At 72.8% G+C, this 23,110-nt stretch carries 26 protein-coding genes; 10 read left to right on the top strand and 16 right to left on the bottom strand.

Annotated features, from left to right (window positions below; translation table 11 throughout):
- Window positions 1-4 precede the first annotated feature (4 nt).
- Entirely contained in the window at window positions 5-127 is a 123-nt protein-coding gene (locus ACWEGE_RS32640) for a hypothetical protein (RefSeq protein ID WP_255410490.1), read from the bottom strand.
- Window positions 128-337: 210 nt separating this feature from the next.
- Between ACWEGE_RS32640 and ACWEGE_RS32635 the strand changes: the two genes are divergently transcribed.
- Entirely contained in the window at window positions 338-1,090 is a 753-nt protein-coding gene (locus ACWEGE_RS32635) for a ZIP family metal transporter (protein ID WP_449664298.1), read from the top strand.
- On the opposite strand, the gene ACWEGE_RS32630 is transcribed toward ACWEGE_RS32635, so the two are convergent.
- Together ACWEGE_RS32630 and ACWEGE_RS32625 are read right to left on the bottom strand one after the other, a co-directional pair.
- Window positions 1,071-1,376, bottom strand: coding sequence for a hypothetical protein (locus ACWEGE_RS32630; RefSeq protein WP_449664297.1), 306 nt, complete (start codon window positions 1,374-1,376; stop codon window positions 1,071-1,073). The genes ACWEGE_RS32635 and ACWEGE_RS32630 overlap by 20 nt on opposite strands.
- Window positions 1,373-1,987 carry an SRPBCC family protein gene (locus tag ACWEGE_RS32625; RefSeq protein WP_449664296.1) on the bottom strand — a complete coding sequence of 205 codons (615 nt, stop codon included), beginning with the start codon at window positions 1,985-1,987 and terminating at the stop codon, window positions 1,373-1,375. Before ACWEGE_RS32625 ends, ACWEGE_RS32630 begins: the two co-directional genes overlap by 4 nt.
- A gap of 93 nt (window positions 1,988-2,080) precedes the next feature.
- Between ACWEGE_RS32625 and ACWEGE_RS32620 the strand changes: the two genes are divergently transcribed.
- Window positions 2,081-2,719, top strand: coding sequence for a TetR/AcrR family transcriptional regulator (locus ACWEGE_RS32620; RefSeq protein ID WP_449664295.1), 639 nt, complete (start codon window positions 2,081-2,083; stop codon window positions 2,717-2,719).
- 1 nt (window position 2,720) lies between these two features.
- Here the strand turns inward: ACWEGE_RS32620 and ACWEGE_RS32615 are convergent, their stop codons facing one another.
- From ACWEGE_RS32615 to ACWEGE_RS32600, 4 genes are all read right to left on the bottom strand, one after another.
- The gene (locus ACWEGE_RS32615; protein WP_449664294.1) at window positions 2,721-3,596 is read right to left on the bottom strand and encodes a S1 family peptidase; all 876 of its coding nucleotides are present in this window, start codon (window positions 3,594-3,596) and stop codon (window positions 2,721-2,723) included.
- 67 nt (window positions 3,597-3,663) lie between these two features.
- Complete coding sequence (locus tag ACWEGE_RS32610) at window positions 3,664-4,545, bottom strand: CU044_5270 family protein (protein WP_449664293.1); 882 nt, start codon at window positions 4,543-4,545, stop codon at window positions 3,664-3,666.
- A complete protein-coding gene (locus tag ACWEGE_RS32605) occupies window positions 4,538-5,128 on the bottom strand; it encodes an RNA polymerase sigma factor (RefSeq protein WP_449664292.1) in 591 nt (196 codons plus the stop codon). The genes ACWEGE_RS32610 and ACWEGE_RS32605 overlap by 8 nt, the downstream gene beginning before the upstream one ends.
- Before the next feature lie 91 nt (window positions 5,129-5,219).
- The gene (locus ACWEGE_RS32600; RefSeq protein ID WP_449664291.1) at window positions 5,220-5,702 is read right to left on the bottom strand and encodes a MarR family winged helix-turn-helix transcriptional regulator; all 483 of its coding nucleotides are present in this window, start codon (window positions 5,700-5,702) and stop codon (window positions 5,220-5,222) included.
- Window positions 5,703-5,785: 83 nt separating this feature from the next.
- Here ACWEGE_RS32600 and ACWEGE_RS32595 point away from each other — a divergent pair, with 83 nt between their 5' ends.
- The gene (locus tag ACWEGE_RS32595; protein ID WP_449664290.1) at window positions 5,786-6,400 is read left to right on the top strand and encodes a GTP cyclohydrolase II; all 615 of its coding nucleotides are present in this window, start codon (window positions 5,786-5,788) and stop codon (window positions 6,398-6,400) included.
- Between the two features lie 119 nt (window positions 6,401-6,519).
- Here ACWEGE_RS32595 and ACWEGE_RS32590 read toward each other — a convergent pair whose 3' ends face one another.
- The 4 genes from ACWEGE_RS32590 to ACWEGE_RS32575 form a co-directional block, all read right to left on the bottom strand.
- On the bottom strand, window positions 6,520-6,864 hold the full coding sequence (locus ACWEGE_RS32590) for a hypothetical protein (protein ID WP_449664289.1): 345 nt from the start codon (window positions 6,862-6,864) through the stop codon (window positions 6,520-6,522).
- A gap of 119 nt (window positions 6,865-6,983) precedes the next feature.
- Window positions 6,984-10,112, bottom strand: coding sequence for a family 43 glycosylhydrolase (locus ACWEGE_RS32585; protein ID WP_449664288.1), 3,129 nt, complete (start codon window positions 10,110-10,112; stop codon window positions 6,984-6,986).
- A gap of 95 nt (window positions 10,113-10,207) precedes the next feature.
- The gene (locus tag ACWEGE_RS32580; protein WP_449664287.1) at window positions 10,208-11,182 is read right to left on the bottom strand and encodes a hypothetical protein; all 975 of its coding nucleotides are present in this window, start codon (window positions 11,180-11,182) and stop codon (window positions 10,208-10,210) included.
- Window positions 11,179-11,760, bottom strand: coding sequence for a TetR/AcrR family transcriptional regulator (locus tag ACWEGE_RS32575; protein WP_449664286.1), 582 nt, complete (start codon window positions 11,758-11,760; stop codon window positions 11,179-11,181). Before ACWEGE_RS32575 ends, ACWEGE_RS32580 begins: the two co-directional genes overlap by 4 nt.
- A gap of 60 nt (window positions 11,761-11,820) precedes the next feature.
- On the opposite strand from ACWEGE_RS32575, the gene ACWEGE_RS32570 reads away from it, so the two are divergent.
- The gene (locus ACWEGE_RS32570; protein ID WP_449664285.1) at window positions 11,821-12,816 is read left to right on the top strand and encodes a hypothetical protein; all 996 of its coding nucleotides are present in this window, start codon (window positions 11,821-11,823) and stop codon (window positions 12,814-12,816) included.
- Here ACWEGE_RS32570 and ACWEGE_RS32565 read toward each other — a convergent pair.
- The gene (locus ACWEGE_RS32565) at window positions 12,807-13,532 is read right to left on the bottom strand and encodes an alpha/beta fold hydrolase (RefSeq protein WP_449664284.1); all 726 of its coding nucleotides are present in this window, start codon (window positions 13,530-13,532) and stop codon (window positions 12,807-12,809) included. The two genes, ACWEGE_RS32570 and ACWEGE_RS32565, sit on opposite strands and share 10 nt — an antisense overlap.
- A gap of 190 nt (window positions 13,533-13,722) precedes the next feature.
- Between ACWEGE_RS32565 and ACWEGE_RS32560 the strand changes: the two genes are divergently transcribed.
- The 3 genes from ACWEGE_RS32560 (at window position 13,723) to ACWEGE_RS32550 (ending at window position 16,802) form a co-directional block, all read left to right on the top strand.
- A complete protein-coding gene (locus tag ACWEGE_RS32560; protein WP_449664283.1) occupies window positions 13,723-14,517 on the top strand; it encodes a hypothetical protein in 795 nt (264 codons plus the stop codon).
- Window positions 14,518-14,553: 36 nt separating this feature from the next.
- Complete coding sequence (locus tag ACWEGE_RS32555; RefSeq protein WP_449664282.1) at window positions 14,554-15,858, top strand: alpha/beta hydrolase fold domain-containing protein; 1,305 nt, start codon at window positions 14,554-14,556, stop codon at window positions 15,856-15,858.
- A gap of 68 nt (window positions 15,859-15,926) precedes the next feature.
- A complete protein-coding gene (locus tag ACWEGE_RS32550; protein WP_449664281.1) occupies window positions 15,927-16,802 on the top strand; it encodes an LLM class F420-dependent oxidoreductase in 876 nt (291 codons plus the stop codon).
- Here the strand turns inward: ACWEGE_RS32550 and ACWEGE_RS32545 are convergent.
- Window positions 16,799-17,611 (bottom strand): alpha/beta fold hydrolase, encoded by an 813-nt coding sequence (locus ACWEGE_RS32545; protein WP_449664280.1) that lies wholly within the window; start codon window positions 17,609-17,611, stop codon window positions 16,799-16,801. The genes ACWEGE_RS32550 and ACWEGE_RS32545 overlap by 4 nt on opposite strands.
- A 60-nt stretch (window positions 17,612-17,671) precedes the next feature.
- Here ACWEGE_RS32545 and ACWEGE_RS32540 point away from each other — a divergent pair, with 60 nt between their 5' ends.
- The 3 genes from ACWEGE_RS32540 (at window position 17,672) to ACWEGE_RS32530 (ending at window position 20,467) form a co-directional block, all read left to right on the top strand.
- Window positions 17,672-18,271, top strand: a complete 600-nt coding sequence (locus tag ACWEGE_RS32540) for a TetR/AcrR family transcriptional regulator (protein WP_449664279.1) — start codon at window positions 17,672-17,674, stop codon at window positions 18,269-18,271.
- Between the two features lie 68 nt (window positions 18,272-18,339).
- Window positions 18,340-19,632: a hypothetical protein gene (locus tag ACWEGE_RS32535; RefSeq protein ID WP_449664278.1), complete on the top strand. Its 1,293-nt coding sequence runs from the start codon at window positions 18,340-18,342 to the stop codon at window positions 19,630-19,632.
- A gap of 187 nt (window positions 19,633-19,819) precedes the next feature.
- Window positions 19,820-20,467, top strand: coding sequence for a GTP pyrophosphokinase (locus tag ACWEGE_RS32530; protein WP_449664277.1), 648 nt, complete (start codon window positions 19,820-19,822; stop codon window positions 20,465-20,467).
- Here the strand turns inward: ACWEGE_RS32530 and ACWEGE_RS32525 are convergent.
- From ACWEGE_RS32525 to ACWEGE_RS32515, 3 genes are read right to left on the bottom strand one after another with little or no spacing between them, the layout of a single operon-like run.
- A complete protein-coding gene (locus ACWEGE_RS32525) occupies window positions 20,464-21,093 on the bottom strand; it encodes a TetR/AcrR family transcriptional regulator C-terminal domain-containing protein (RefSeq protein ID WP_449664276.1) in 630 nt (209 codons plus the stop codon). The genes ACWEGE_RS32530 and ACWEGE_RS32525 overlap by 4 nt on opposite strands.
- Window positions 21,090-22,391 carry a cytochrome P450 gene (locus tag ACWEGE_RS32520; RefSeq protein WP_449664275.1) on the bottom strand — a complete coding sequence of 434 codons (1,302 nt, stop codon included), beginning with the start codon at window positions 22,389-22,391 and terminating at the stop codon, window positions 21,090-21,092. Before ACWEGE_RS32520 ends, ACWEGE_RS32525 begins: the two co-directional genes overlap by 4 nt.
- A 23-nt stretch (window positions 22,392-22,414) precedes the next feature.
- Window positions 22,415-23,107, bottom strand: coding sequence for a DUF998 domain-containing protein (locus ACWEGE_RS32515; protein ID WP_449664274.1), 693 nt, complete (start codon window positions 23,105-23,107; stop codon window positions 22,415-22,417).
- Between the last annotated feature and the right edge of the window lie 3 nt (window positions 23,108-23,110).

Raw genomic sequence — 23,110 nt, 5'->3', positions numbered from 1 at the left:
GGTCTCACTGGCAGGCTTCGCAGTCCGGGTCGTCGATGCGGCAGGCGGCGCCGTCGGTGAGCGGGAAGTCGAAGTCCTCCAGCTCGGGCACGGCGACGGACTCTTCCGGGGTGGTGGTGGCGGACATGGCCCTCCCTTGTGGACGAACGGGTTCCCTTGTGTGTAGCGCCGAAGATCGCCGCGCATTCCGTGACGCGTGCCACACCGGCCTCGGCTCGGCGATGCCGCCGGGCCCACGAACCGCACGAGGACCGCACATCGAGACGCCCGTCCGGGTTGGCGCCGTCCATCCTGGGTAGTCCCTTCGCGGAAGGAATCCGGCGGAAGGTGGCTGCTCGTGCCGCAGTGGGTGGAGGCGGGCTTCTGGGGGCTCGTCGGCGGGATCGCGCTCGTGCTCGGCGCCGCGGTGGCCTGGTGGGTGCGGGTGCCGCGGCGGGTGGTCGCCGGGATCATGGCCTTCGGGGCCGGGGTGCTGATCTCCGCGCTGGCCTTCGACCTCGTCGACGAGGCCCAGCGGTCCGGCGGGCTCTGGCCGACCGCGGGCGGCTTCCTCGGCGGCGCCGCCTGCTACGTCCTGATCAACGTGTTCCTCGCCCGTCGCGGTGCCCGGCACCGCAAGCGCTCGGGCGGGCAGCAACCGTCCGAACAGGACACCGCGGGCAGCGGGGCCGCCATCGCCGTCGGTGCCCTGCTCGACGGGGTCCCGGAATCCGTCGTGCTCGGTGTGTCCCTGCTCGGGGGCGGTGGCGTCGGCGTCACCGTGCTCGCGGCCGTGTTCATCTCGAACGTCCCCGAAGGGCTGTCCAGCGCCGCCGGGATGAAGACGGCCGGCCGCGGCGCGCGGTACGTCTTCGGCGTCTGGAGCGGGATCGCGGTCGCCAGCGGGGTCGCGGCCCTCGCCGGGAACCTGCTGCTGCGGACGGCCTCGCCCGCGACCGTCGCCGCCATCACGGCGGTGGCCGCGGGCGCGATCCTCGCCATGATCGCCGACACCATGATCCCCGAGGCGTTCGAACGCACCGAGCTCTACACCGGCCTGCTCGCCACGCTCGGCTTCCTCACCGCGTTCGTCATCGAGCACGCCGGCTGAGGGCGACCGCCACCACGACACCGGCGGCGGTGAACAGCGCGGTGGCCACCGGACTCAGGTACTTCGACAGGCTCGGCGCGTCGCCCGGCCCGGCCAGCCACAGCGTCAGGGCGGTGGCGTAGACCGCGGCGAGGGCCGCGCCCCACCGGCGGCGGCGGGACCCGAGCAGCACGACGGCGATCGGCACGCCGGAGAGCAGGGCGAACTGGCCGGCCACCATGACCGGGACGGCCCAGGCCGCGACCAGCACGGCCGTCGAGGTGCGGGGCGGGGCGGTGACCGTCATCGGGTTTCCTTTCCGCGGGCTTCGGCGGTGGTCTTGAGGTCGGCGAGCCAGGCGTCGAGCCCGCCCGCCAGGTAGCGGAGGGCGGTGGCGGGGTCGGCCTCGATCTGCGCGCCCGTCCAGCTCTCCTCGGTGCGGACGAGCACGCCGCCGCGCACCGGCGTGAACGTCCAGACGTGCACGCCGCGGTCGATGCGCAGCCCGTCGCCGACCGCGGGCCCGGTCCAGCGGACGCACCGGCCCGGCTGCACCTGCTCGACCGTCGAGGTGATGACCAGCGTGGTCGCCGGTGTGGTGGGGGTGGGCGGCGCCGGGGTGGTCCAGCGGAACCGCGAACCCGGCCGCAGCGGACCGGCGTCGAGCCGGTTCGCGCCGGTGACGGCCTGCTGCCAGGCGGGCCAGCCGGCCACGTCGGTGTGCAGCCGCCAGACCGAGGCCGCCGGCGCCTTGACGACCGTCTCGGTCCGGTGGTGCAGCTGCGCGGCCGGATCGATGCCGGCACCCCGGCAGCCGAGTGCGGTCGGCACCGCGGCCTCGGCCGAGGCCGCGGTGGTCATGAGCCCCGCGGTGACCGAAAGCGCGAGCAGCGCGGGTCGAAGCCGGGTGCTGAGCATGATGCCCTCCGTTTCGTGAGCTCCTGTTCTGATAGTTAGAAGCTATAACCGCATCGGAGTGAGTGTCAATAGGAAAAGTGATAGCCTCTAACGGTGACGAGCGAGAGCCCCCGAGAGCGTTATCGAGCCCAGGTGCGCGAGGAGATCAAGCGCCACGCGTGGGAACAGATCGCCGAGGCCGGGGTGCCCGCGCTCTCGCTCAACGCGATCGCCAAGCAGGTCGGGATGAGCGGCCCGGCGCTGTACCGGTACTTCGGGAGCCGCGACGAGCTGATCACCGCCCTCGTCCGCGACGCCTACCGCAGCCTCGCCGACACCGTCCGCGCGGCGCGGGACGCCGGCGCGGGCCTGCTCGAGCTGGCGACCGCCATCGGCGGCTGGGCGCGCCGCGACCCGCAGCGGTACTTCCTCGTCTACGGCACGCCGGTGCCCGGCTACCACGCGCCCGGCGACACCACCGCGATCTCGTCCGAGGTGATGGCGGTGCTGATCGAGGCCTGTGCCGCGGACGCCGGCGACGAGCCGCCGACGCCGTTCGACACGCACCTCGAAACCCATCGCGGGTGGGCGGGGGACGACCCCGCGCCGTCCGCGGTCCTGCACCGCGCGCTGTCCTTCTGGACCCGCCTGCACGGCGTGCTCTCACTCGAGCTGGCCGGCCACTTCGCCGGGATGAAGTTCGACCCGGACCTGCTGATCACCGAGGAGCTGGCCGCGCTGCGGCCGCGGTGACTCAGCCGGTCTGCTCCCGGATCCAGTCCGCCACCACGTCCACCCTGGCGATCGTCTCGGGCCCGGGCTGCGGGCACGGCGGCCCGGTGTTGACGATGGCCACCAGCGTCGCGGTGGCGTCGTCGTCGGAGAGGAAGAACGGGCCGCCCGAGTCTTCGGGGCACGGGCCGTTCTCGACCGTGCGCTTGCCGACCGGCTGGGCCTCCAGGGTCGCCTGGCCGATGCCCGACACGGTGAACCGCCCGCGCTTGAGGTGGTCGGACGGGCCGAGCACGGTCGCCGAGAGCGAACCCCAGCCGGCGAACTGGAGCTGCGTCCCGACCGGCGGCCGGGTGGTGGCCAGCGCCACCGGGGCGATGTCGTCGATCGGGCTGCGGAGCTTGGCCACCGCCAGGTCGTTCACCGGCGACTGCCGGACGTCGACGACCTCGCTCGTGTACCCGCCGGGGTCGGTGTCCTTCAGCCGGCCGACGGTGACGGTCATCGTGTACGGCGGCCGCCCGCCGATCCGGGTGTCCTTCAGGTCGTGGAAGCAGTGCCCGGCGGTGACGACCCACTGCCGCGCGACCAGCGAGCCGCTGCAGGCGCCGCTGCGCACCCCGCCGCCGGGGACGGGGATGTCGTCGGACGTCAGCTTCGCGTTGAACGGCAGGATCGGGTTCGGGGCCGGCCGGGCCGACGTGGCCACCGGCGCCGGGGCCTGCGCCAGGGCCGCGGTGTCCGGCAGGCTGTGCCCGCCGGACGCCGCGGCCAGGATGCGGTCCGTGACACCCAGGCCGGCGGCGGCGTGGGCGAACGCGAGACCGGCTCCGGCCAGCGCGGCGACCACCACCGCTCGCGTCCGGAACCGCCGTCGTCGATCCGAAGAAGTCCTCACACCTCTAATGCACGGGCCGGAGCCCGGAATGGTTGCGAGAACCGGGCAGCTTTCGCGTCCGCGCCGGTCAGGGGCGCTGACCCACTTCGTCGACGTAGGTCTTCACCGTCACCGCACTGTCGGTCGTGCCCAGGAACTGGTAGGTGGTGGCGTCGAAGACGATCACCAGCGGCTTGGCGTCCGGTCCCGAGCCAGGGGGATTCGGCCAGGTGATCCCGACACCAGGACGGCCGGCGCCGTCGGTGACGTGGTCCAGTGCCGTCAGGCCCGGCACCTTCGCCGCCGCCTCGAACAGCGCCGCGTAGGACGCCGGTTGGAGGACCTGCTCGTAGGCGAGGCCGAAGACGCTCTTGCCCATGGCGTTGACGTTGTCCTTCTGGTTGCCGGGCTGGGCATCGAGGTAGGCCAGCATCGCGTCGGCCGTCGTCGGCAGATCCGTCCGGTAGACCGGCTTGGGCGTGCAGTCCTCGAGCATCCCTTCCTTCCGCGGGTCGTTCGTGCCGTAGTTCGGCGCCTTGCCGTCGCGGCAGCCACCGATCTTGGTGGTGCCGATCAGGCCGTCGCGGGTCCCGTCGACCGAAAACCAGACTTCGCGGAAGTGGTGGTCCGGCTGCTCGGTCTTCACGTACAGGAACTGGTCGGGGCGCGGCGGCTTTCCCGGCTCCTTCAGCGCGGTGCTCGCCGCCGCGGTGAGCACCTTGACCGGGTCGGCGTGCGCGACGCCGGCTCCGATTCCGCCGACCTGGTCGGCGGGGGCCAGCGCGACGACGGCGGTGATCGCCGCGGCCAGGCCGATCGAGGCGCCGGCGAGCCAGAACCAGCGGTGCGGCCGGTGCCGTCGCTCGCCGCGGGCGGCGGCCAAGAGCCGCTCGCGGGCCGGGGCGAGGCGCTCCGCCGGCGCGAAGCCGACGGTTTCGGCGCGGGAGCGGATCAGGTCCAGGTCATCCATGACGCGAGGTCTCCTTCACGAGGTCGAAGGCGCCGAGCTCGGCGCGGACGCGGCCGCGAGCCCGGTTGAGCCGGGATTTGACGGTGCCGACGGGGACGCCGAGCGCTTCGGCGACTTCCTGGTAGCCCAGGCCCTCCGCGGCGACGAGCAGCAGGACGTCCCGTTCGCGGGGCCGCAGGGCGGCCAGCGCCCGGTCGAGCCGGGTGCCGAGGGCTTGGGCGCTGACCTGGTCGGCGACCCGGTCGGCGTGCCCTTCGTCGGCGGGCGGCGGTCCGACGGCCAGCCGGAGCTTCAGCTCGCGCGCTTCCGCCCGCCGCTGCCGCGAGACGAGGTTCGTGGCGATGCCGTAGAGCCACGGCCGGGCGTCGGACCGGGCCGGATCGAACTTCGCGCGCTTGTCGAAGGCGATCAGGAACGTGTCCGCCAGGACGTCGTCCGCGGTCGTCGGGCCGAGGCGCCGGGCCAGGTAGCGGTGGATGTGCCGCGAGTGGCGGTCGAAGATGACCGCGAACAAGCTGGGCTCGTGCCGCGACCGCGCGATCACGCTCGCGTCGTCGTCGGAATCGGGTTCTTCCGGGGTCATCGCCCGCCTTTCGGTCCAGCCGGTGTCATCGGCTGTTCTCGAGCGGGGCGGGCCGGGTTCCGGGATCGGCGGCGGAAGTGACGCAGGTCACTCAGCGGCAGTCGGTGGTGGGTTCGCCGGCGGCGAGCATGCGGCGGTTCACCTCACCGAGCCCGTCGGCCAGCGCGTGCAGCTGGTCTGGTGTCAGGACGTCGATGAGCAGCTCGCGGACCAGGCCCACGTGCCCGGGTGCGGCCTGCTCGAGCTGGGCCACGCCTTCGTCGGTGAGCACGGCGTACACGGCGCGGGGATCGCTCTCGCAGGCGCGGCGGCGCACCAGGCCGGCCCGTTCCAGCTGGCCGATCTGGTAGGTCAGCCCGCTCTTGGAGTTCGACACCGCGCACGCCAGCTCGGCCATCCGCAGCTCGCGGTCCGGGGCGGCGTTGAGCCGGGCGAGGATCACGTACTGCAGGTGGGAAATCCCGGAGTCCTGCTTCAGCTGCTGGTCCAGCCGCCGGTTGAGCAGCTCGTAGGTGCCGAGGAACGCGTTCCAGGCGCGTTTCTCCTCGGCGTTCAGCCACCGCGGACGACCCATGTCACAACGGTACCTGTTGTTCAAATTCGAACTCAAGGGGTACGGTGCGATCAAGGTTCAAATTTGAACGCACTGGAGTCGCCATGATCCCCGCCGCCACCGTCCGCACCCGCGTCCGCGTCCCGCTGCGCTTCGCCGACGGCTACGCCGCCTCGGCCGAGGTCGTCACCTTCGACGGGCTGGTGGACGGCGCCGAGCACCTCGCCCTGGTGTTCGGCGACCCGGTCCGGCCGCTGGTGCGCCTGCACTCGGAGTGCCTGACCGGCGACGTGTTCGGGTCCGCCCGCTGCGACTGCGGGCCGCAGCTGCGCGAGGCCGTGGAGCGGATCGACGGCGCCGGCGGCGTCCTGCTCTACCTGCGCCAGGAGGGCCGGGGCATCGGCCTCTACGCGAAGCTGGACGCCTACGCCCTGCAGGACGCCGGGCTCGACACCTACCAGGCCAACACCGCGCTGGGACTGCCCGAGGACGCCCGCGACTACACCGCGGCGGCCCAGATGCTCGCCGCGCTCGGCGTCACCGAGGTGGACCTGCTGACCAACAACCCCGACAAGGTCCGGCAGCTGCGCGAGCGGGGCGTCACGGTCGCCGGGACGGTGCCCACCGGCGTGCACGCGACCCCGGACAACCTGCGGTACCTCGACGCCAAGGTCCGGCACACGAACCACACCCTGGCCCTGCCCGAACTGGCCGGGTGAAGCCGGCTCCCCTCAGCGCCGTGAAGCCGCGGTCGCCAGCTGCTCGGTGAGCTCCGCCAGCAGCTCGGTGGCCGCGTCGCCGAGCGCGGCCAGGTCGGCCAGGGTCGTCTCTTCGGTGGTCACGGGCACGGGTCTTCCTCCACCGCCTCGTGGCGGGCGACGACGGCTTTGGCGAAGGCGGCGTGGACGCGCAGGTACTCGTCGCGGCCGACCGCCGTGTCGGCCCATTCGTGCCAGCGGATGTGCGCTTCGGACACGTCGATCTTCGCGGCCGCCGCCACCGTGGCGGGGGACGTGCCGGCGAGGATCGCGTGGTGCATCAGGGACGGCGAGGAGCGCCGGGCGAGCTCGGCCAGCGCCGCGAGGCGGCCGAGCTCCGCGAGCGTGTCGGACGTGACCGGACGCGGGCGCGGCCGGGGGACCGGACGCGAATTCCCGAGGTTGTCGGTCAGGACGCTGGTCATCAAACGACTCCTGAGGCGGAAAGCGGTCGAAGCAACCCGAACGGCGGAGGTTTACCCGGCCCTCATCGGGGCAAACACCCGCCGTTCGTGATCTCCGTCTCACCGCTTCGAGTGGTGCCTCAGAGAGCGTGCACCCGCCCGCAGTGCCACGGGATCCGCTGCGGCCGCACGCTTTCCAGCGTCGGGACGACCGGGGCGATCGTGCCGTCACGGCGGAACGTCAGCTTGTCGATCGTCGTCTCGCGGTGGGTGCCGTCGCCGCCCGGGATGCCGAAGCGGTGGTAGGCCAGGTACCAGTCGTCGGTGCCCGGGACCTGCAGCATCGAGCTGTGCCCGGTGCCGAGGACGCCGAGGTGGGCGTCCTTGCTCAGGATGACGCCGCGGTTGGTGAACGGCCCGGTGGGGCTCGGCGCGGTGGCGTAGCCGACGCGGTAGTCCGGGCTGCGGGTGTCGTCGATGGACCAGCTGAGGTAGTAGGTGCCCTTGCGCTCCATCATGAACAACCCCTCGCGGAAGTCGTCCAGGCCGGTCAGACGGGTGATCTTCGCCGGGTCGTAGGACACCATGTCGTCGTCGAGCGGCACGACGTAGGCGTTGCCGTTGCCCCAGTACAGGTACGGCTTCCCGGTGTGGTCGAGGAACACCGCCGGGTCGATGGCCTGGCCGCCGTCGGGGTTCTTCGCGATCAGCGGCTTGCCGGAGTCGGTGAACGGCCCGGTGGGGGAGTCGCTCACCGCGACGCCGATCTTCGCCTCGGCGCAGAAGTAGAAGTAGTACTTCCCGCCGCGCTGGGCGATCGTCGGGGCCCAGGCGTTCTTGTCCGCCCAGCTCACGTCCTTGCCGAGGTCGAGGATGACGCCCTCGTCCTGCCAGTCCACGAGGTTCTTCGACGACCACGCCGAGAACTTCGTGCCGCTCCAGCCGTCGAAGCCGTCGGTGGTCGGGTAGAGGTAGTAGGTGTCGCCGAACGCGACGATGTTCGGGTCGGCGTGGTATCCGGGCAGCACCGGGCTGCGGGTCTCGTGCGCCTCGACCGTCCACACCCGACGGTCGCCGCCGGCGCCGGTCACCGTGAACTGCCTCGGCGAGCTCAGATCCACCGGCTTGTCCGGCTTGATCGTCGCACCCGGCGCGAGGCCGAACCGCGGCGCGAGCCGGCGCAGGTCGGTGCCCGGCTTGACCGGCAGCACGACCGTCCCGGCGCCGGAGTCGATGACGGCCGGCGTCTTGAGCGCGTCGAGCTGCACCGAGCGGATCGCGGTGCGGTTCGAGGGCAGCGTGGCGACCTCGGCCCCGGACAGCGCCCGGTTGTAGAGCCGCACGTCCTTCATCTTGCCGGTCAGGGTCCTGTCGCTCGCGTAGGTCGAGCGGCCGAGGTAGTTCGCCGCCGTGACGCCGCCGCCGAGGTCCGACGGCTTGATCGTGGCGTTCGCGTTGCGGCCCACTTCGACGCCGTCCAGGTAGAGCACCTCGACGCCGTTTCCGACGGTGAGGGTCACGTTCTTCCACACCCCGCGCGGCAGCCCGCCGCCGGAGTCCACCGCCTGCTCGGTGGTCCAGTTGCCGGTCGCGATGGCGCCGCGGAAGCCGCCGCTCGCGGTCCCGCCGGTGGTGAAGAGATAGCCGTTGCCGGTGCCGTCCTTCGCCGTGTTGCCCAGGCCCCAGAGGAAGTACGGCGTCTGCTGGTTCGGATCGACCAGGACGTCGGCCGACACGGTCGCCGCCGACGCGCCGGTGAGCAGGTTGTCCGGCAGCTGGACGTGCCCGTTCTTGCCGCCGAACGCGAGCGCGCCGCCGGCCCAGGAGACGTCACCGGCGAGGGCGCCGTCGTAGCCGTGCCCGGTCGAGTCGGTCGCGACCGGGCCCGACTTCGCGTCGAGCGGCCAGTGCGCGACCAGGCCCTTCGCGTCGGCCTTGGCCGGTGCCGGGGGCGCGCTGAGCCGGTTCATCTCGGCCTGGGTGACCGGCAGGACGGTGCCGTGCCGCGGGGACGCGGGCAGGTGCGCCCCGGCCGACATCGTCCACTTGCCCGAGTTCAGGTCGGTGGTCTCGAACGGGACGTAGCCGCGGCCGCCGAACTCGTCGATGAACAGGTACCACTTGTTCTCGGTGTTGGACTTGAACCCGGTGGGCCCCTCGCCCGCGGACAGGCCCGGGCCGGTCGCGGTGGCCTTGCCGATGCAGTCGGCGACGAAGCCGTAGTGCGGGTCGAGCAGGTCGGTGGCCTTCTCCTCGGTGATGAACTTGCTGCACGGCGTCGAGGAGGTGTTGTTCCGCTCGTCCTTGGTGAACCGGTAGTAGGTGTCCTGGTCCTTGATGACCGTCGAGTCGATCACCGAGTAGCCCGGGTCGATCCAGACCTGCGGCGCGCTGAAGGTGACGAAGTCGCGCGTGGTCGCGTACATCATCCGGTTGTAGCTGTCGCCGAGGTGGTTCGGGTCGTTCTCCGCGTACAGCTTCGAGGCCCAGTAGACGACGTACGTGCCGCGCTTGGCGTCCCAGAACGCTTCCGGCGCCCACGTGTTGCCCGCGGTCGGCGGCGACACCTGGACGCTGCGCTGGCGCGACCAGTGCGCCAGGTCGGTCGACTCCCAGACCATGATCGACCGGCTGCCGGTGCGCTGGGCGGCGTCCCAGCCGCGGCCGGCGTAGATGCGCAGGTCGGTGGCCAGCAGGTAGAACTTGTCGCCGTCGGGGGAGCGCAGGATGAACGGGTCGCGCACGCCCAGCTCGCCGAGGCTGGACTTGAGCACCGGCTGGCCGTTGTTGAGCTCGGTCCAGTTCAGCGGGTCGTTGCCCTTGCTCAGCGCCGAGTAGATCTGCTCGCCGTTGGAGGTGCCTTCGCCGGTGAAGTAGAAGAAGCTGTAGCCGGCCAAGGGTTCCTGGACCGGCTTGGGGACGACGGTCGCGGTGAACCGCCGCGTGGTGCTTTCGCGGCCGAGGCTGACCTTCGCGGTCAGGACGACCTTCGCGGGGGCCGCGCCGGCCGGCGGCCGGGTGACCTCGCCGGTCGGGGTGATCACCGACGGCGCGGACGACGTCCAGGCGACGTTCGTGCCGTCCGGGCCGCTCGCCGGCAGGGTGAGGTTGCCGCGGACGTCGTCGATGCCGGGCACGGAAAGCGTGCTCGCGGCGTCGCGGAGGCCCGCGCCGGAGGGCGCCGCACCGGCGCCGGCGCTGCCGAGGGGGACGAGTGCGGCCGCGACGGCCAGCACGACGCCGAAACGGCGTGGGGAGAACAACTTCATCGTTGTCGGTTCCTTCGGGGCACGTCGGGGACCGGCGCATGTTAACGTTAACATGACCCGGGGTACGCTGACTCTAGGTCGGCGTGGTCCGGTGGTCAAGAGCCTTCTGGATGGCGGGCGAGCCGCTCGGCGATCGCGTCCCGCGGGTACGGCGTCTTCCGGCTCTCGGTGTGCAGCGCGAAGTAGAAGTCGTTGACGACGGCGGCCAGTGGCGCGTACCGGCGGAGCACGGGTGCCTGGTCCGGTACCTCCCCGGCGGCGCAGGCGCGGACGAAGTCGTTGCGGGTGCGGGGATCCGGCCACGTGCGCAGGCCGCGGACGTGCCGGTTGACCAGGTGGGTCAGCACGTAGGCCCGGTCGTGGCCGTCGTGCTCGGCGAGGAACTCCGCTTCGGCGTCCGAGAGGTCGAAGCCCGGGGCCACCGTCAGGCCGAAGTCGGTGAGGTAGAGGCGTTCGCCGTCGGTGACGATGTTGGCGAAGTGCGCGTCGAAGTGCTGGACGCCTTTCGTGGCCAGGAATCCGGTGATGTGCCGGAGGTCCTCTTCGAGCGGCAGGTCGTCGCCCGGCCACCCGGCGAGGTCGTGCGGCAGGTACTCGAGGAACAGCACGAGGTCGGCGGTGGCGCCGGCCAGCGCTTCCAGCCGGCGCCGCACCCCGGCGTCGCCGTGCCAGAACGCCACGTCGGCCTCGATGTCGGCGCTGGGGCGGGGCAGGCCGGGCAGGATCCGCCAGTGGTGCAGGAGCGGGAAGTTCCCGCACTCGCCGCCGAGGACCCACGCCGTCGTCATGAGGTGCGCTTCCAGCTCGCGCCAGGCGCCGCCGCCCGCGGAACCGACGCCGTAGTGCCACCACGGGGGAAGCCCGTACAGGTCGGCCGTCGAGCGGGGGTTCGCCCGTTCGACGTCGGTGAGCGCCACCCGCTTGACGAAGACGGGCTCGCCGGCCACCCGCAGCAGCCAGGACGACCCGCCGATGCCGGTGCCGAGCGGGCGGGCCGCGGCCAGGAGGTCGTCGCCGGCTTCCGCCAGCGCGGCGGCGAGCCCGGCGTGGCGATCGAACCGCGGCGTCATGCCCGCACCAGCGGCAGGTAGACCTCGTCGACGATCCCGACGAGCACGGCGTCGTCCACAGTGGTCAATCCGTGGGCCAGGTATTCGTTGTGCAGCAGCACAAGGGCGACCGTGGCGACGCGTGGTTGCCGGGCTTCCGGCCGGGCTTCGCCCCGCTCCACCGCCCGGCCGACGAGGGTGAGCCACGCGGCGGCGCCCCCGGCGGCGGCCTGTTCGTGCAGCTGCTCCCGGAGTCCGGGTTCGTCGCCGACGCCGGTGAGGAGGCTGCGGAGGGCCCGCGCGGCGGGCGACGTCTGGCCGCAGTTGATCGCCCGCAGCAACGTCAGCGCGTCCTCGCGGAGGTTGCCGGTGTCGGGCGGCTTCATGGTGTCTTCGGCGAGGTGGCGGTAGGCGGCGACGCCGAGCGCGGCCCGGTTCGGCCAGCGGCGGTAGATCGCGTTCTTGTTGGTGCCGGCGCGCTGCGCGACCCGTTCCATGGTCAGGCCCGGGTAGCCGGCTTCGGCGAGTTCGGCGGCCGCCGCGCGCAGGATCGCCTCTTCCAGCTCGGTGCCCCGGCGCCGGGTCTTCGGTGTCGCCATGGAACCATCCTAGCGAGGTACGGTACGGTACGGTCCGTACCTTAAATCTGGGAGGCAGAAGTGCGAGCCAAGGGCATCGGCTACGACACGGGTTTCGAGCTCGACGGGCGCGTCAACCGCCCGTTCGACCCGGACCTCGTGCGCCGCGAGCTGGCGATCATCCGCGACGAGCTGCACTGCACGGCGGTCCGGCTGATCGGCACCGACCTCGACCGGATCGAGTTCGCCGCCCGCGAGGCGGCCGCGCTCGGGCTGGAGGTCTGGTTCTCGCCGTTCCCGTGGGACCGCACCCCGGACGAGGTCCTGGCCCTGCTCGCCGACGGCGCTTCCCGCGCCGAACGCCTCCGCGAGACGGGCGCGGAGGTCGTGTTCGTCACCGGCGCGGAACTGAGCCTGTTCTGCGCGGGCTTCCTGCCGGGCGACAGTCTGCCCGAACGGCTGGAAAACCTGCTGGCGTCCCGGGAGCTCGTGGCCGGCCTGCCGGAGCGGGTCAACGGTTTCCTGGCCCGCGCGGCCGAGGTGGTCCGGGCCCGGTTCGGTGGCCGGATCACCTACGCGGCGATTCCCCTGGAGCGCGTCGACTGGGCGCCCTTCGACATCGTCTCGGTGGACGCGCACCGCTCGAAGGAGGTCGCGCACCTCTACCGCGAGGGCGTCCGGAACCTGGTCGCGGCGGGCAAGCCGGTGGCGATCACGGAGTTCGGCGTGACGCCCTACCGGGGTGCGGCGGACCTGGGGGCCCGCTGCGGCGAGATCCTCGAGTACGAAGGCGGCGTCCCGGTCCGGCTCAACGGCGAGTACGTCCGCGACGAACAGGAACAGGCGACCTACCTCCGCGAACTGGTGGAGATCTTCGAGGCGGAGGGCGTCGACGCGGCTTTCGCCTGCACGTTCGTCTGCTACGGCCTGGTGCACCGGGCCGATCCCCGCGCCGACCTGGACATGGCGAGCTGGGGCGTGGTCAAGGTGCTCGAAGAAGGTTCGGGGGAGACGTACCCGGGCGTCCCGTGGGAGCCGAAGGCGGCCTTCGGCGCGCTGGCCGGCTGCTACGCCTGAGCCAGGAACTCCACCATCGCGGCGGTCAGCTCCGGGCTGTGCATCGCCGTGTGGTGGGCTCCCGGCACCCGCGTGAACCGGCCGTTCGGCAGCGCCGCGGCGAGGGCTTCGGCCGTGGGGTGGCCGTGGTCCTCGTCGCCGGTGACGACCAGGGTGGGCGTCGTGATCCGGTGCAGGCCCGGCGTCGGCACGTGGGTGCCGAGGACGTGCCGCAACGCCACCGGGTCGCCGCCGGCCTGCCGGATCCAGTACGCCGGTGAGCCGGGCGCCACGGGGCCGCCGTCGATCAGCGTGGTGAGGGCGGCGTGGTAGACGCCCGTCCGGGACGTCGCCCGCTGGACGGCGTCGAGGCCCTGGCCCGCCACGACCGCACGGCCCGGGCGGGCGCCGCGGGCGAGGAGGCGCAGCACCACCCGGCCGCCGAACGAATACCCGCCCAGGTCGTAGTCGTCGAGGCCGAGCTGGCCGAGCAGGGCGAAGCCGTCGTCGGCCAAGACGTCGGGCGGGTACGCCGCCGGATCGTGCGGGGCGGCGCTCGCCCCGTGGCCGCGCAGGTCCGGGATGATCACCCGGTGCCCGTGGTCGGCGAGGGCCACCGCCGGGCCGAGCCAGTCGCGGCCCGAGCCGGTGAAGCCGTGGAAGAGCACCAGGGGCCGCCCGCTGCCGAGGGTGCGGTAGGCGAGTTCCCGGCCGTCGCGGGCGTGGAAGTACTCCATGCCCGCGAACGTACCGCGGTCCGATGAATTGTTGGCCAACCACTGCGGCAACTGGGTTGGCGTTGACAGAAAGCGCTGTCTCTTCTAGCTTCATAACGCAAGACATCGGATGTCCAGCCCGGTTTTCGGGCCCGTCCGCCGGCCGATGTGCACCCCTGCCGAACCACTGGCCAGGAAGGACACACCGACGATGCCCGTATTTCCCCGCCGGACGGCCTTGCGCTCGCTCGCCGTCTCCGCTCTCGCCGTCCCGCTCGTGCTGGGCACCGCCCTGCCCGCCCACGCCGCCCCGCTGTGGCACCCGGACCCCGCCACCGACGGCCTGAAGGCCTTCGAAGGGATCGAGGCCGACCGCGGCAACCACCACCCCGACCGCAAGTACGTCGTCGTCGAAGGCGACCACTACCGGTTCAACATCTGGAAGGACGACCGCGACACCACCGGCGGTGGGGACCGCCAGCGCACCGAGTCCAAGGGCATGGTGCAGAACGGCACCACGCTGAAGATGCACAACGGCGAGACATGGACGCTCTCCTACGAGATGTACATCCCCGGCTCCCTGCACGGCACCAGCAAGTTCACCCACATCTTCCAGACGAAGACGCCGTCGACCAACGGCGGCCCGTGGGTCACGCTCGACCTGACCCGCAGCGGCAGCAAGGAACAGCTCAACGCGCGCGCGTACGCCAACTCGGGTTCGCCGAGCATCGCGGTCACCGATCTGGCGCCGCTGCGGGACAAGTGGATCACCATCGAGTGGACGTTCACACCGGGCTCGAAGGGCAAGGCGGCGTGCGTCATCCGCAACGGAACCGGAGCGAGCGCGCCGGTCGCCGCGCAGGGCAGCATGAGCAACGTGAACCTCCCCGACCAGGGCGACTACGTGCGGCCCAAGTGGGGGATCTACCGGTCGGTCCAGAGCGCGTCGTCCGACATCCTCGACACCTACCTGCTGTTCCGGAACTACACGGCGGCCCGCAAGTAGGGTGCGCGTTCGCCCGGCGAGGGTGACACTGGCGGCATGAAGGTCGTCGACGGGTATCCCGGCACGCGCCGCCCGCCGCCGACCCCGCCGACGGCGCTGCGCCGCGGTCCGCTGCTGGTCACGGCCGTATTCGCCGCCCTCGGCGGTGCCGTGACCGCAGCGGCCGCGCTGCCCGCGCTGTGGCGGGTCTGGCAGCTGTACGCGATGTTGTTCGGCGCGGTGGCGGCCGTCGGGATCGTCGCCGCCGTCGCCGTGCTCGGGTGGCCGACGCGCAAGACGGCGCACTTCGGCGCGCTCGCGGTGGCCGGGGCGCTCGCCCTGTGGGTGCTCAGCCGTCCGCTCGGGCTGCTGACGCGGTTCGACCCGTGGCAGCCGGCGGACACAGTGGTGGGTTTCACCGACTACGTGGCCGCCGCGCTGCAGGTCGTCGCGTTGTTCGGGTTCCTCGTCGTGGCCCGGCGCCGGGCGCACCCGTGGCCGTCCACGGCGCGCCGGGTGACGGCGTGGATCGTGCTGTTCCCCCTGCTCGTGGCGGTGCTCGCGACCGGCGTGGCGGGCGCCGTCGCGGCCGGCGACAGCAGCACCGGGCCCGCCGCGTCGACGTTGCTCGCCCCCGGCCCCGGCACGGTCGAATACTGCCGCGGCGACGGGGTCCCGCTGGCCATGGACGTCTACCGGCGCAGCCAGGACGGGCCACCGGCCCCGGTGGTGCTCCTCCTGCACGGCGGCGGGCTCGTCCTCGGCAACCGCAAGCCCACCGGGCCCGGCGCGCTGCTCGCCGGCTCGCGGCTGGGCCCGTTGCGCGACGAGCTGACGGCCCGCGGGTTCGCGGTCGCCGTGATCGACTTCCGGCTCGCGCCGGCGGCGCGGTGGCCGGCCCCGCTCGAGGACGCCCGGTGCGCGGTCCGGTTCCTCAAGGCCAACGCGGCGGCGCTGGCGCTGGACCCGGCCCGGATCGCGGTGGCGGGTACCGGCACCGGCGGCACCCTGGCGGCGCTGCTCGGCCTCGCGCGTGGCCAGGACACCGGCCAGTTCCGCGGGCAGGACAGCACGGTCCGCGCGGTGGCCGCGCTGTCGGCCCCCGCGGATTTCGGCCTGGCGGGCCTGGATCCGCTCACCCGCGCGTCGGTGCTCATGGCGCTGGGCCGCTCGCCGTCGGTGCTGCGCGCGGCGAGCCCACTGACCCACGTGGGCCCCGGCGCACCGCCGTTCCTGCTCGGGAACGGCGGCCGGAAGTCGGCCGAACTCGCGGCCGGCCTGCGGGCGGCGGGGGTGCCGGTGACCGAGGGGCCGGTCTCCGAGCGCGAGGTGGCGGAGTTCCTCGCCGCGGCCGTGGGCTGAGGCTTGCGCTGGAGCGCACTCCAGGTCCTAGCGTGAAGGCACACCGACCACGTCAGGAGTGCGTTCCCATGGAACTCGGCTTCCACCTGCCCATCTTCGACATCGACGGCGGAACGCCCGCCATCGCGGGCGAGCTCGCCCGCGTGGGCGCCGCGGCGGAGGAAGCCGGTGCGACCTGGCTGTCCTTCATGGACCACTACTTCCAGATCGAGCCGACCGGCCTGCCCGCCGAGGCGAACATGCTGGAGGGCTACACGACGCTCGGCTTCCTCGCCGCGCACACGTCCCGCATCGAGCTCGGCCTGCTCGTCACCGGCGTGACCTACCGGCACCCCGGGCTGCTGGCGAAGATCGTCACCACGCTCGACGTCCTTTCGGGCGGCCGGGCCGCGCTCGGTATCGGGGCCGCGTGGTTCGAGCGCGAGCACCAGGGGATGGGCGTGCCGTTCCCGCCGATCGCCGAGCGGTTCGAGCGGCTCGAGGAGACGCTGCGGATCTGCGCGCAGATGTGGGACCCGGCGGACAACGGCCCGTTCGAGGGCAAGCACTACCGGCTGGCCGAGACGCTGTGCTCGCCGCAGCCCATCAGCCGGCCGAAGGTGCTCATCGGCGGTTCCGGGGAACGCAAGACGCTGCGGCTGGTCGCCCAGTACGGCGACGCGTGCAACCTCTTCGGCAGCTCGCCGGAGGACGTCGAGCACAAGCTGGACGTGCTGCGCCGCCACTGCGACGACGTCGGCCGCGACTACGCCGCGATCCGCAAGACGATCCTGGCCAACAACCCGCGCCCGACCCCGGAAACCCGCGACGACTTCGTCCGTTCGATGGCGGCGTACGCGAAACTCGGCGTGCAGGCGGTGATCGTCACCCCGACCACGGGTTCGCCCGCGGCGTGGATCGAGGGGATGGCCCCGGCGGTGCCGCAGCTGGCGGACTTCGGCTAGCCGGCCAGGATCCGCGCGGTGACCAGCTCCGGCCGCTGCAACGGCAGGGCGTGGGTCGCGCGCGGCACGATTTCGACGTCGAACAGCGGGTTGAGCGCTCTCACCCGCTGTTCGACTTCGCGCGCGGAATGGATCACGCTGCGCTCGCCCAGCACCAGCCGGACGGGGACGGCGATCCCGCGCAGCTCCTCGTCGGTGAACAGGTACTCCGCCGGGTGGTGCGCGCGGAACTTCACGCCGCCGAACAGCAGCGGGCGCAGGGTGCGCCGGACCGCCGCGCCGGGGCGGGGGGCGAACCAGGTCGCGACCTCCCGCACGCTCCAGACGAGGAAGCGCCGTCCGGTCGGCGCGAAGCCGGGCGGTTCGAAGGCGACCACGCCCGTGATCCGGCCGGGCGTGCGGGCGGCCAGGGTGAGGGCCAGCCACGCGCCCCGCGAAACCCCGGCCAGCAGGACCTCCCCGGGCCCGAGGCCGTCGAGGACGTCGGCGAGCCAGGCCGCGCAGTCGCCGGCCGCGGGCATCGGCCGGGTCTGGCGGGAGCGCCCGGGTTCGCCGAGGGTGTCGACGGCGAACACGCGGTGCCGGGCGGCCAGGTCCGCGACGTGCGGGTACCAGGACAGCGACGTGCCCATCAGGCCGGGCAGCAGCACGATCGGCGGTCCGGTGTCGCCGCTCGCGCGGACGCGGGTCGGCCCGTAACGCGTTTCGACGTCCAGGTCTCGCACCGGCACGGGCCAGCGGGCCGCGATTTCGTCGTAGGCGGCGAGGTAGCGCTCTTCGCTGCGGGTGTTCCTGAACCTGCCGATCATGAACCCTCCCCAGGTTTCATGGTGCAGATGCACGATAACACAGTGTGGCAGAGTGGTGCCGTGCCGAAACGGGTCGATCACCAGCAGCGCCGCCGCGAGATCGCGGAAGCGCTGTTCCGGATCGCCGCCCAGCGCGGCCTGCCGGCGGTGACGCTGCGTGCGGTGGCCGCCGAGGCCGGGATCTCGATGAACCTGGTCCAGTACTACTTCCCGGCCAAGGACGACATGCTGCGGTTCGCCTGGCGGCGGGTGGTGGAGCTGAGCGTCGAACGGGCGACCGCGGAGGTCGGCCGCGCACTGGCGACCGGCGACGAACGCGAAGTGGTGCGCGCGTACCTGGCCGCGGTGCTGCCGTCCGGCGACCGCGGCCGGCTGCTGGCCGCGGTGCAGATCGCGTACTTCGCCGCCGACGTCACCCGCGGCGGCCCGCACCCGGACGAAGAAGCGTTGCTGCCGCACCTGATCCGGGGCCTGACGGACCGGATCCGCCTGGCGCAGCGGCAAAAGCGCGTCGACCCGGCGCTGGACGCGGCCGCGGAGGCGGGCGCGCTCGCCATGATGGCGGCCGGCCTCGTGACCGGGATCCTCGGCGGAGCTTACACCGTCGAATCGGCCTTCGCTCTCGTCGACTACCGGCTGTCCCACCTTTTCCGTCCATAGTGGACGATGAACCACTTCGCCGGTTTGCCCGTGTGCCGTGGTGAGGTGGCGACCGAAAGGAGGGGCTGATGCCCCAGGTGCGCACGACAGGACGACACCGCAAACCGGCGACGATCGGACTCGCCGCACTGGTGGGCGTAGCGGGCGCGACGGCGGCGGCGATCGCGCTGACCAGCCCGGCGGGCAACGCGGCCACGGGCGGGTGTGGCGCGCTGGACACGGCACTGCGGAACAACCTGACGTTCATCGCCAGCCAGCGCGCGGCACCGGACGCCCAGTCGGCAGCCCGGATGGCGGACCGCCGGCCGGTGGTCGACCAGATCGAGCGGCAGCGAGCAGAATCCGGCTGCGCCAACCAGGTGGCGGCGAACGACGTGGCAACCCAGTGCGCGGCGATCGCGGCGGCCGGCCAGGACGCCAAGGCGGAGGACGCGGCCGGCGGCAAGGGCAAGGCCGCGCAGAAGGGCAAGGCGGACAACGGCGCGGCCGGCGAAAACGGCATGGCTGATGAGAACGGCATGGCGATGGGCAGCGGCGCCGCCGGCGAGAACGGTATGGCGGCGGAGAACGGCATGGCCGCCGACGAAAACGGCATGGCGGGCCAGAAGGGCGCGGCGGCCGAGAACCGTGCGGCCGACAAGAAGGCGGCGAAGAAGGGCGCGGCCGACGAGAACGGCATGGCCGGCGGGAAGAACGCCGCCGACCAGGACGCCGCGGCCGTCCAGGCCTGCGAGGTGGTCCAGAAGTGCCTGGCCCAGGCCGCCGGTGTGGCCGACGCCAACGCCATGGCGAACCAGAACGGCAAGGCCGAGGAAAACGGCATGGCCGACCAGAACGGCATGGCCGGTCAGCAGGGCATGGCCGAGCACAACGGCATGAGCGCCGCAGACCAGAACGGCAAGGCCGGCAAGAACAACGCGGACCAGAACGGCATGGCGGCGCAGAACGGCATGGCGGCGCAGAACGGCATGGCGGCGGAGAACGACGCCAACGGCAAGGCCGCCCAGAAGGATGCGGCGAAGCAGAACGGCATGGCGGGCGAGCAGCAGGGCTCCGGCCGGATCGTCCTCTCCGCGCAGGACTGCGCGGGCATCCTGAACTGCGTGGCCCAGGCCGATTCCGCGGCCGTCGCGCAGCAGCAGGGCATGGCCGCCGAGGAGAAGCAGAAGGCCGAGAACCAGAAGGCCGAGAACCAGAAGGCTCAGGGCCAGCAGAAGGCCAAGAACGACAAGGCCGAGCAGAAGGCCGACGACAAGGCCCAGAACAAGGCCGCCGAGAAAGCCGACGCAGCCGGCGCGGCCGCGACGCAGTGCGTAGCCGCCGCGGTGGCGGCAGCCGGAAAGGCACCGGCAGGACACTGAGCGGCACCGGACCCCGGACCGGCGGCCCCACGCCCCGGTCCGGGCCCGGCTCGGGCGAGCACCCGAGCCACCCCGCCCCACCCGAACCGGTGACCGGCGGGAACTCCGGCCCGTCGCCGTTCGTTGACCCGGTGGTGCGCAGTACGCTGGCGCCCGCCAACTTGTCCGACGACAGCACGAGGCTTCAGTGACCACCGACCCGGCGGCCGAGGATCTGCGCGAGGCGGCCGACGAGCTCGCCGTCGCCGGGCAGCTCCCGCGCTTCCTCCTGATGTACAAGTTCGCCATCGAAGAGCTGATGACGAAGCTGCGGATCCTCTCCGAAGAATTCGACTTCGTCCACCGCCACGACCCGATCGAGCACATCACGAGCCGGGTGAAGCGGCCGGAGGCCATCAAGGAAAAGGTGCGCCGCCGGGGGCTGGGCGGCGACTGGGTCTCCGCGGCCGCCGCGCTCGACGACATCGCCGGCATCCGGGTCGTCTGCCCGTTCGTCTCCGACGTCCACGAGGTTGCCCGCATGCTCACCGCGCAGGACGACGTCGAGCTGCTGCGCACCAAGGACTACATCGCCAGGCCGAAGCCGAACGGCTACCGGAGCCTGCACCTCATCGTCCGCATCCCGGTCTTCCTGTCCGACCGGGTGGAAAAGGTCAAGGTGGAGGTGCAGCTGCGCACCATCGCCATGGACTTCTGGGCGGCGGTGGAGCACAAGCTGTCGTACAAGTACCGCGACAGCGTCCCGCCGGACTTCGCCGGCGAACTCGCCGCGGCCGCCAGGACGGCCGCGGACCTCGACCGCCGGATGGCCTCGCTGTACGAGCGGATCCGCTAGGGCTCGCCGAGGGCGTCCAGCATGATCCGCAGGCCGAATTCGAACTCGGCCTCGTGGTCGCAGACGGCCAGGTAGGGCGCCGCCGCGGCGACCGCGGGCAGCCCGGACGCCGTCAGGTCCGCGAGCCGGCGGGCGCTGCCGCCGAAGGTCGGCGCGGCGCCGACCTCGCGCATCAGCGTGCCGATGAGGAACGCCAGCACGGCCCGCAGCCCGTGCACCGCGCGCTCGGGCGGCACACCCGCCGCGAGCAGCGGTGCGAGCACCGCCTCCACCGGCCCCAGCGCCGTCATCGACGCGAGCCGGCGGGTGAGCACGAGCGGCGCCGCGCGCGGGTGGCCGAGCAGCGCGGCCCGGAACCCGCGCGCCAGCGCCGACATCGTCTCCCGCAGGCCCGCGTTCGCCGGCGGCGCGGGAACCCCGGCGAGCAGGACTTCGGCGATCCCGTCCAGCAACGCGTCCTTGCCGTCGACGTGGTTGTACAGGCTCATCGGGTCGACGCCGAGCCGCCGGGCCAGCTTGCGCATGCCGACCGCGTCCAAACCCTCTTCGTCGACCAGGGCGAGCCCGGCGAGCAGGATCCGTTCCCGCGACAGGACGCCCGTGGGTGGACGGCCCCGCCGGGTCACGGCGCGAGCACCGCGGGCAGGGTCTCGTAGCCACGCAGGATGCGCGTCGACCGGCGCCGGCCGCCGGGCAGCACGCGCAGGCCGGGGAACCGGTCGAAGATCGTGCGCAGCCCGATCTCGCCCTCCATCCGCGCCAGCGACGCACCCAGGCAGTGGTGGCGGCCGGCGCCGAACGTCACGTGGTCGCGCGCGCCGCTGCGGGCGACGTCGAAGACGCCCGGCTCGGCGAACACCCGCGGGTCGCGGTTGGCGCCCGCCAGCACGGTGGTGACCAGCGCCCCGCGCGGCAGCGGCACGCCGGCGACCTCGGTCGCGCGGGTGGCCACGCGGCCGGTCAGCAGGACCGGCGGGTCGTACCGCAGCACCTCCTCGACGGCGTTGCCCCACAGCTGCGGCCGTTCGCGCAGCACGGCGAGCTGCGCGGGGTCGCCGGCGAGCAGGGCGATGCCGCTGCCGAGCAGGTTGACGGTCGTCTCGAACCCGGCCGCCAGCACCAGGCCCGCGGTGGACTTCAGCTCCGTCTCGGTGAGCCCGACGCCGCCGTCCCGGGCGGCGACGAGCTTGCTGAACAGGTCGTCACCGGGGTGGCGGCGCAGGTGGTCGAGGTGCTCGCCCAGCCAGGTGTCGAACTCGGCCAGCGCGGTTTCGACGTCGCGGAAGGTGCGCCAGCCGAGCCCGAGGTCCAGGCTGGGCGCCGCGGCGGCGCCGAGGGAGAGCACCTTGCCGAGGTCGGACGGCGGCACGCCGAGGATTTCGCTGATCACCGTCACCGGCAGCAGCCCGCAGTAGGCCGCCACGAGGTCGGCCGGGGCGCCGGGGTCGAGCGCGTCGAGCAGGCCGTCCGCGATCTCCTGCACCCGGCCGCGCAGCTGCTCGACCGCGCGCACGGTGAACACGCCGGTGACCAGCTTGCGGTAGCGGGTGTGCTCGGGCGGGTTGACCGCCAGCAGCGACGGCGGCCGCACCGGGTGCAGGTGCTCGCCGGCCGACCACTCGACGAGCCGGCCGAGCGCCGAGCCGTCGGACCCGAGGACGCCGACGCGGAAGTCCTCGCTGGAGAGCACTTCCCGGACCGCGGCGTGCGTGGTGGTCATCCAGCCGAAGCGCGTGCGCGCGAGCGGGCCGGCGCCGCGGATCTCGTCGAACAGGCCGGTGAGGTCCCGGCCTTCGGCCGCGTCGACCACCATCCGGCCCTGGAGGTCACCGCGCTTGGCCTCGCGGCGCAGCACGGTGCGGGGAAGCGCGTGGCCGAGCCCCCAGCGCACCACGGGTTTCGTCCAGGCCAGGGCTCCGGGCATGACATCCCCTCCGGTCGGCGTACCTACAGTGTAGGTTGCCGACGCCCGTGCGCGGGCGGTTCCGGTCGTCCGGACCTCGCCCCGACCGGCGCCAGGAGCACGCCCAGCGCGACCAGCTCCGTCAGCGCCATCCCGCGTTCCACCAGGCCGAGCGGGATGAGCGTCCACCAGCGACCGTCTTCCGCCGCCGCGACCACCACCGCGCCCAGGATCACCGCGAACCAGCCCAGCGAACCGATCGCCAGCGCCACCGCCAGCCGGCGGCGCCAGGGCGACGACGGGAACGCCGTGCGCGCCGCGACCAGGACCGCCAGCGGCAGGGCCACGAACGCCACCACGCTCGCGATCCGGTGCAGCGTGCCGCCGAAGTCCGCGCGGGAGACCGTCGCCCAGTCCGGTTTGGGGAACGCCACGATGACCAGCAGCCCGACCGTCCACAGTGTCCCCAGCACGGCCGCGGCCACCGGGAGCCGTCGTTGGTGGCGCACGGCCGCCAAGCCGGCCGCCGAGCCGAGGGCGACCAGGACCACCGCGAGGTCGAAGACCCACTTGTGGTCGGACAAGCCGTATTCGCTGATCGTGCGGCGGGTGACGCTGATTTCGTCCGTCGGCGGGATGACCTGCAGCAGCAGCACGAGACCGGCGCCGAGCACCAGGGCCGCGATGCCCGTCAGCGAGACCGCGACCGACACCCGTCGCGCAGGGAGCGTGACCATGGA

The organism is Amycolatopsis sp. NPDC004747 (assembly GCF_053601335.1).
Note: the sequence above shows the minus strand (reverse complement) of the source record. Positions and strands in the feature narration are given on the sequence as shown.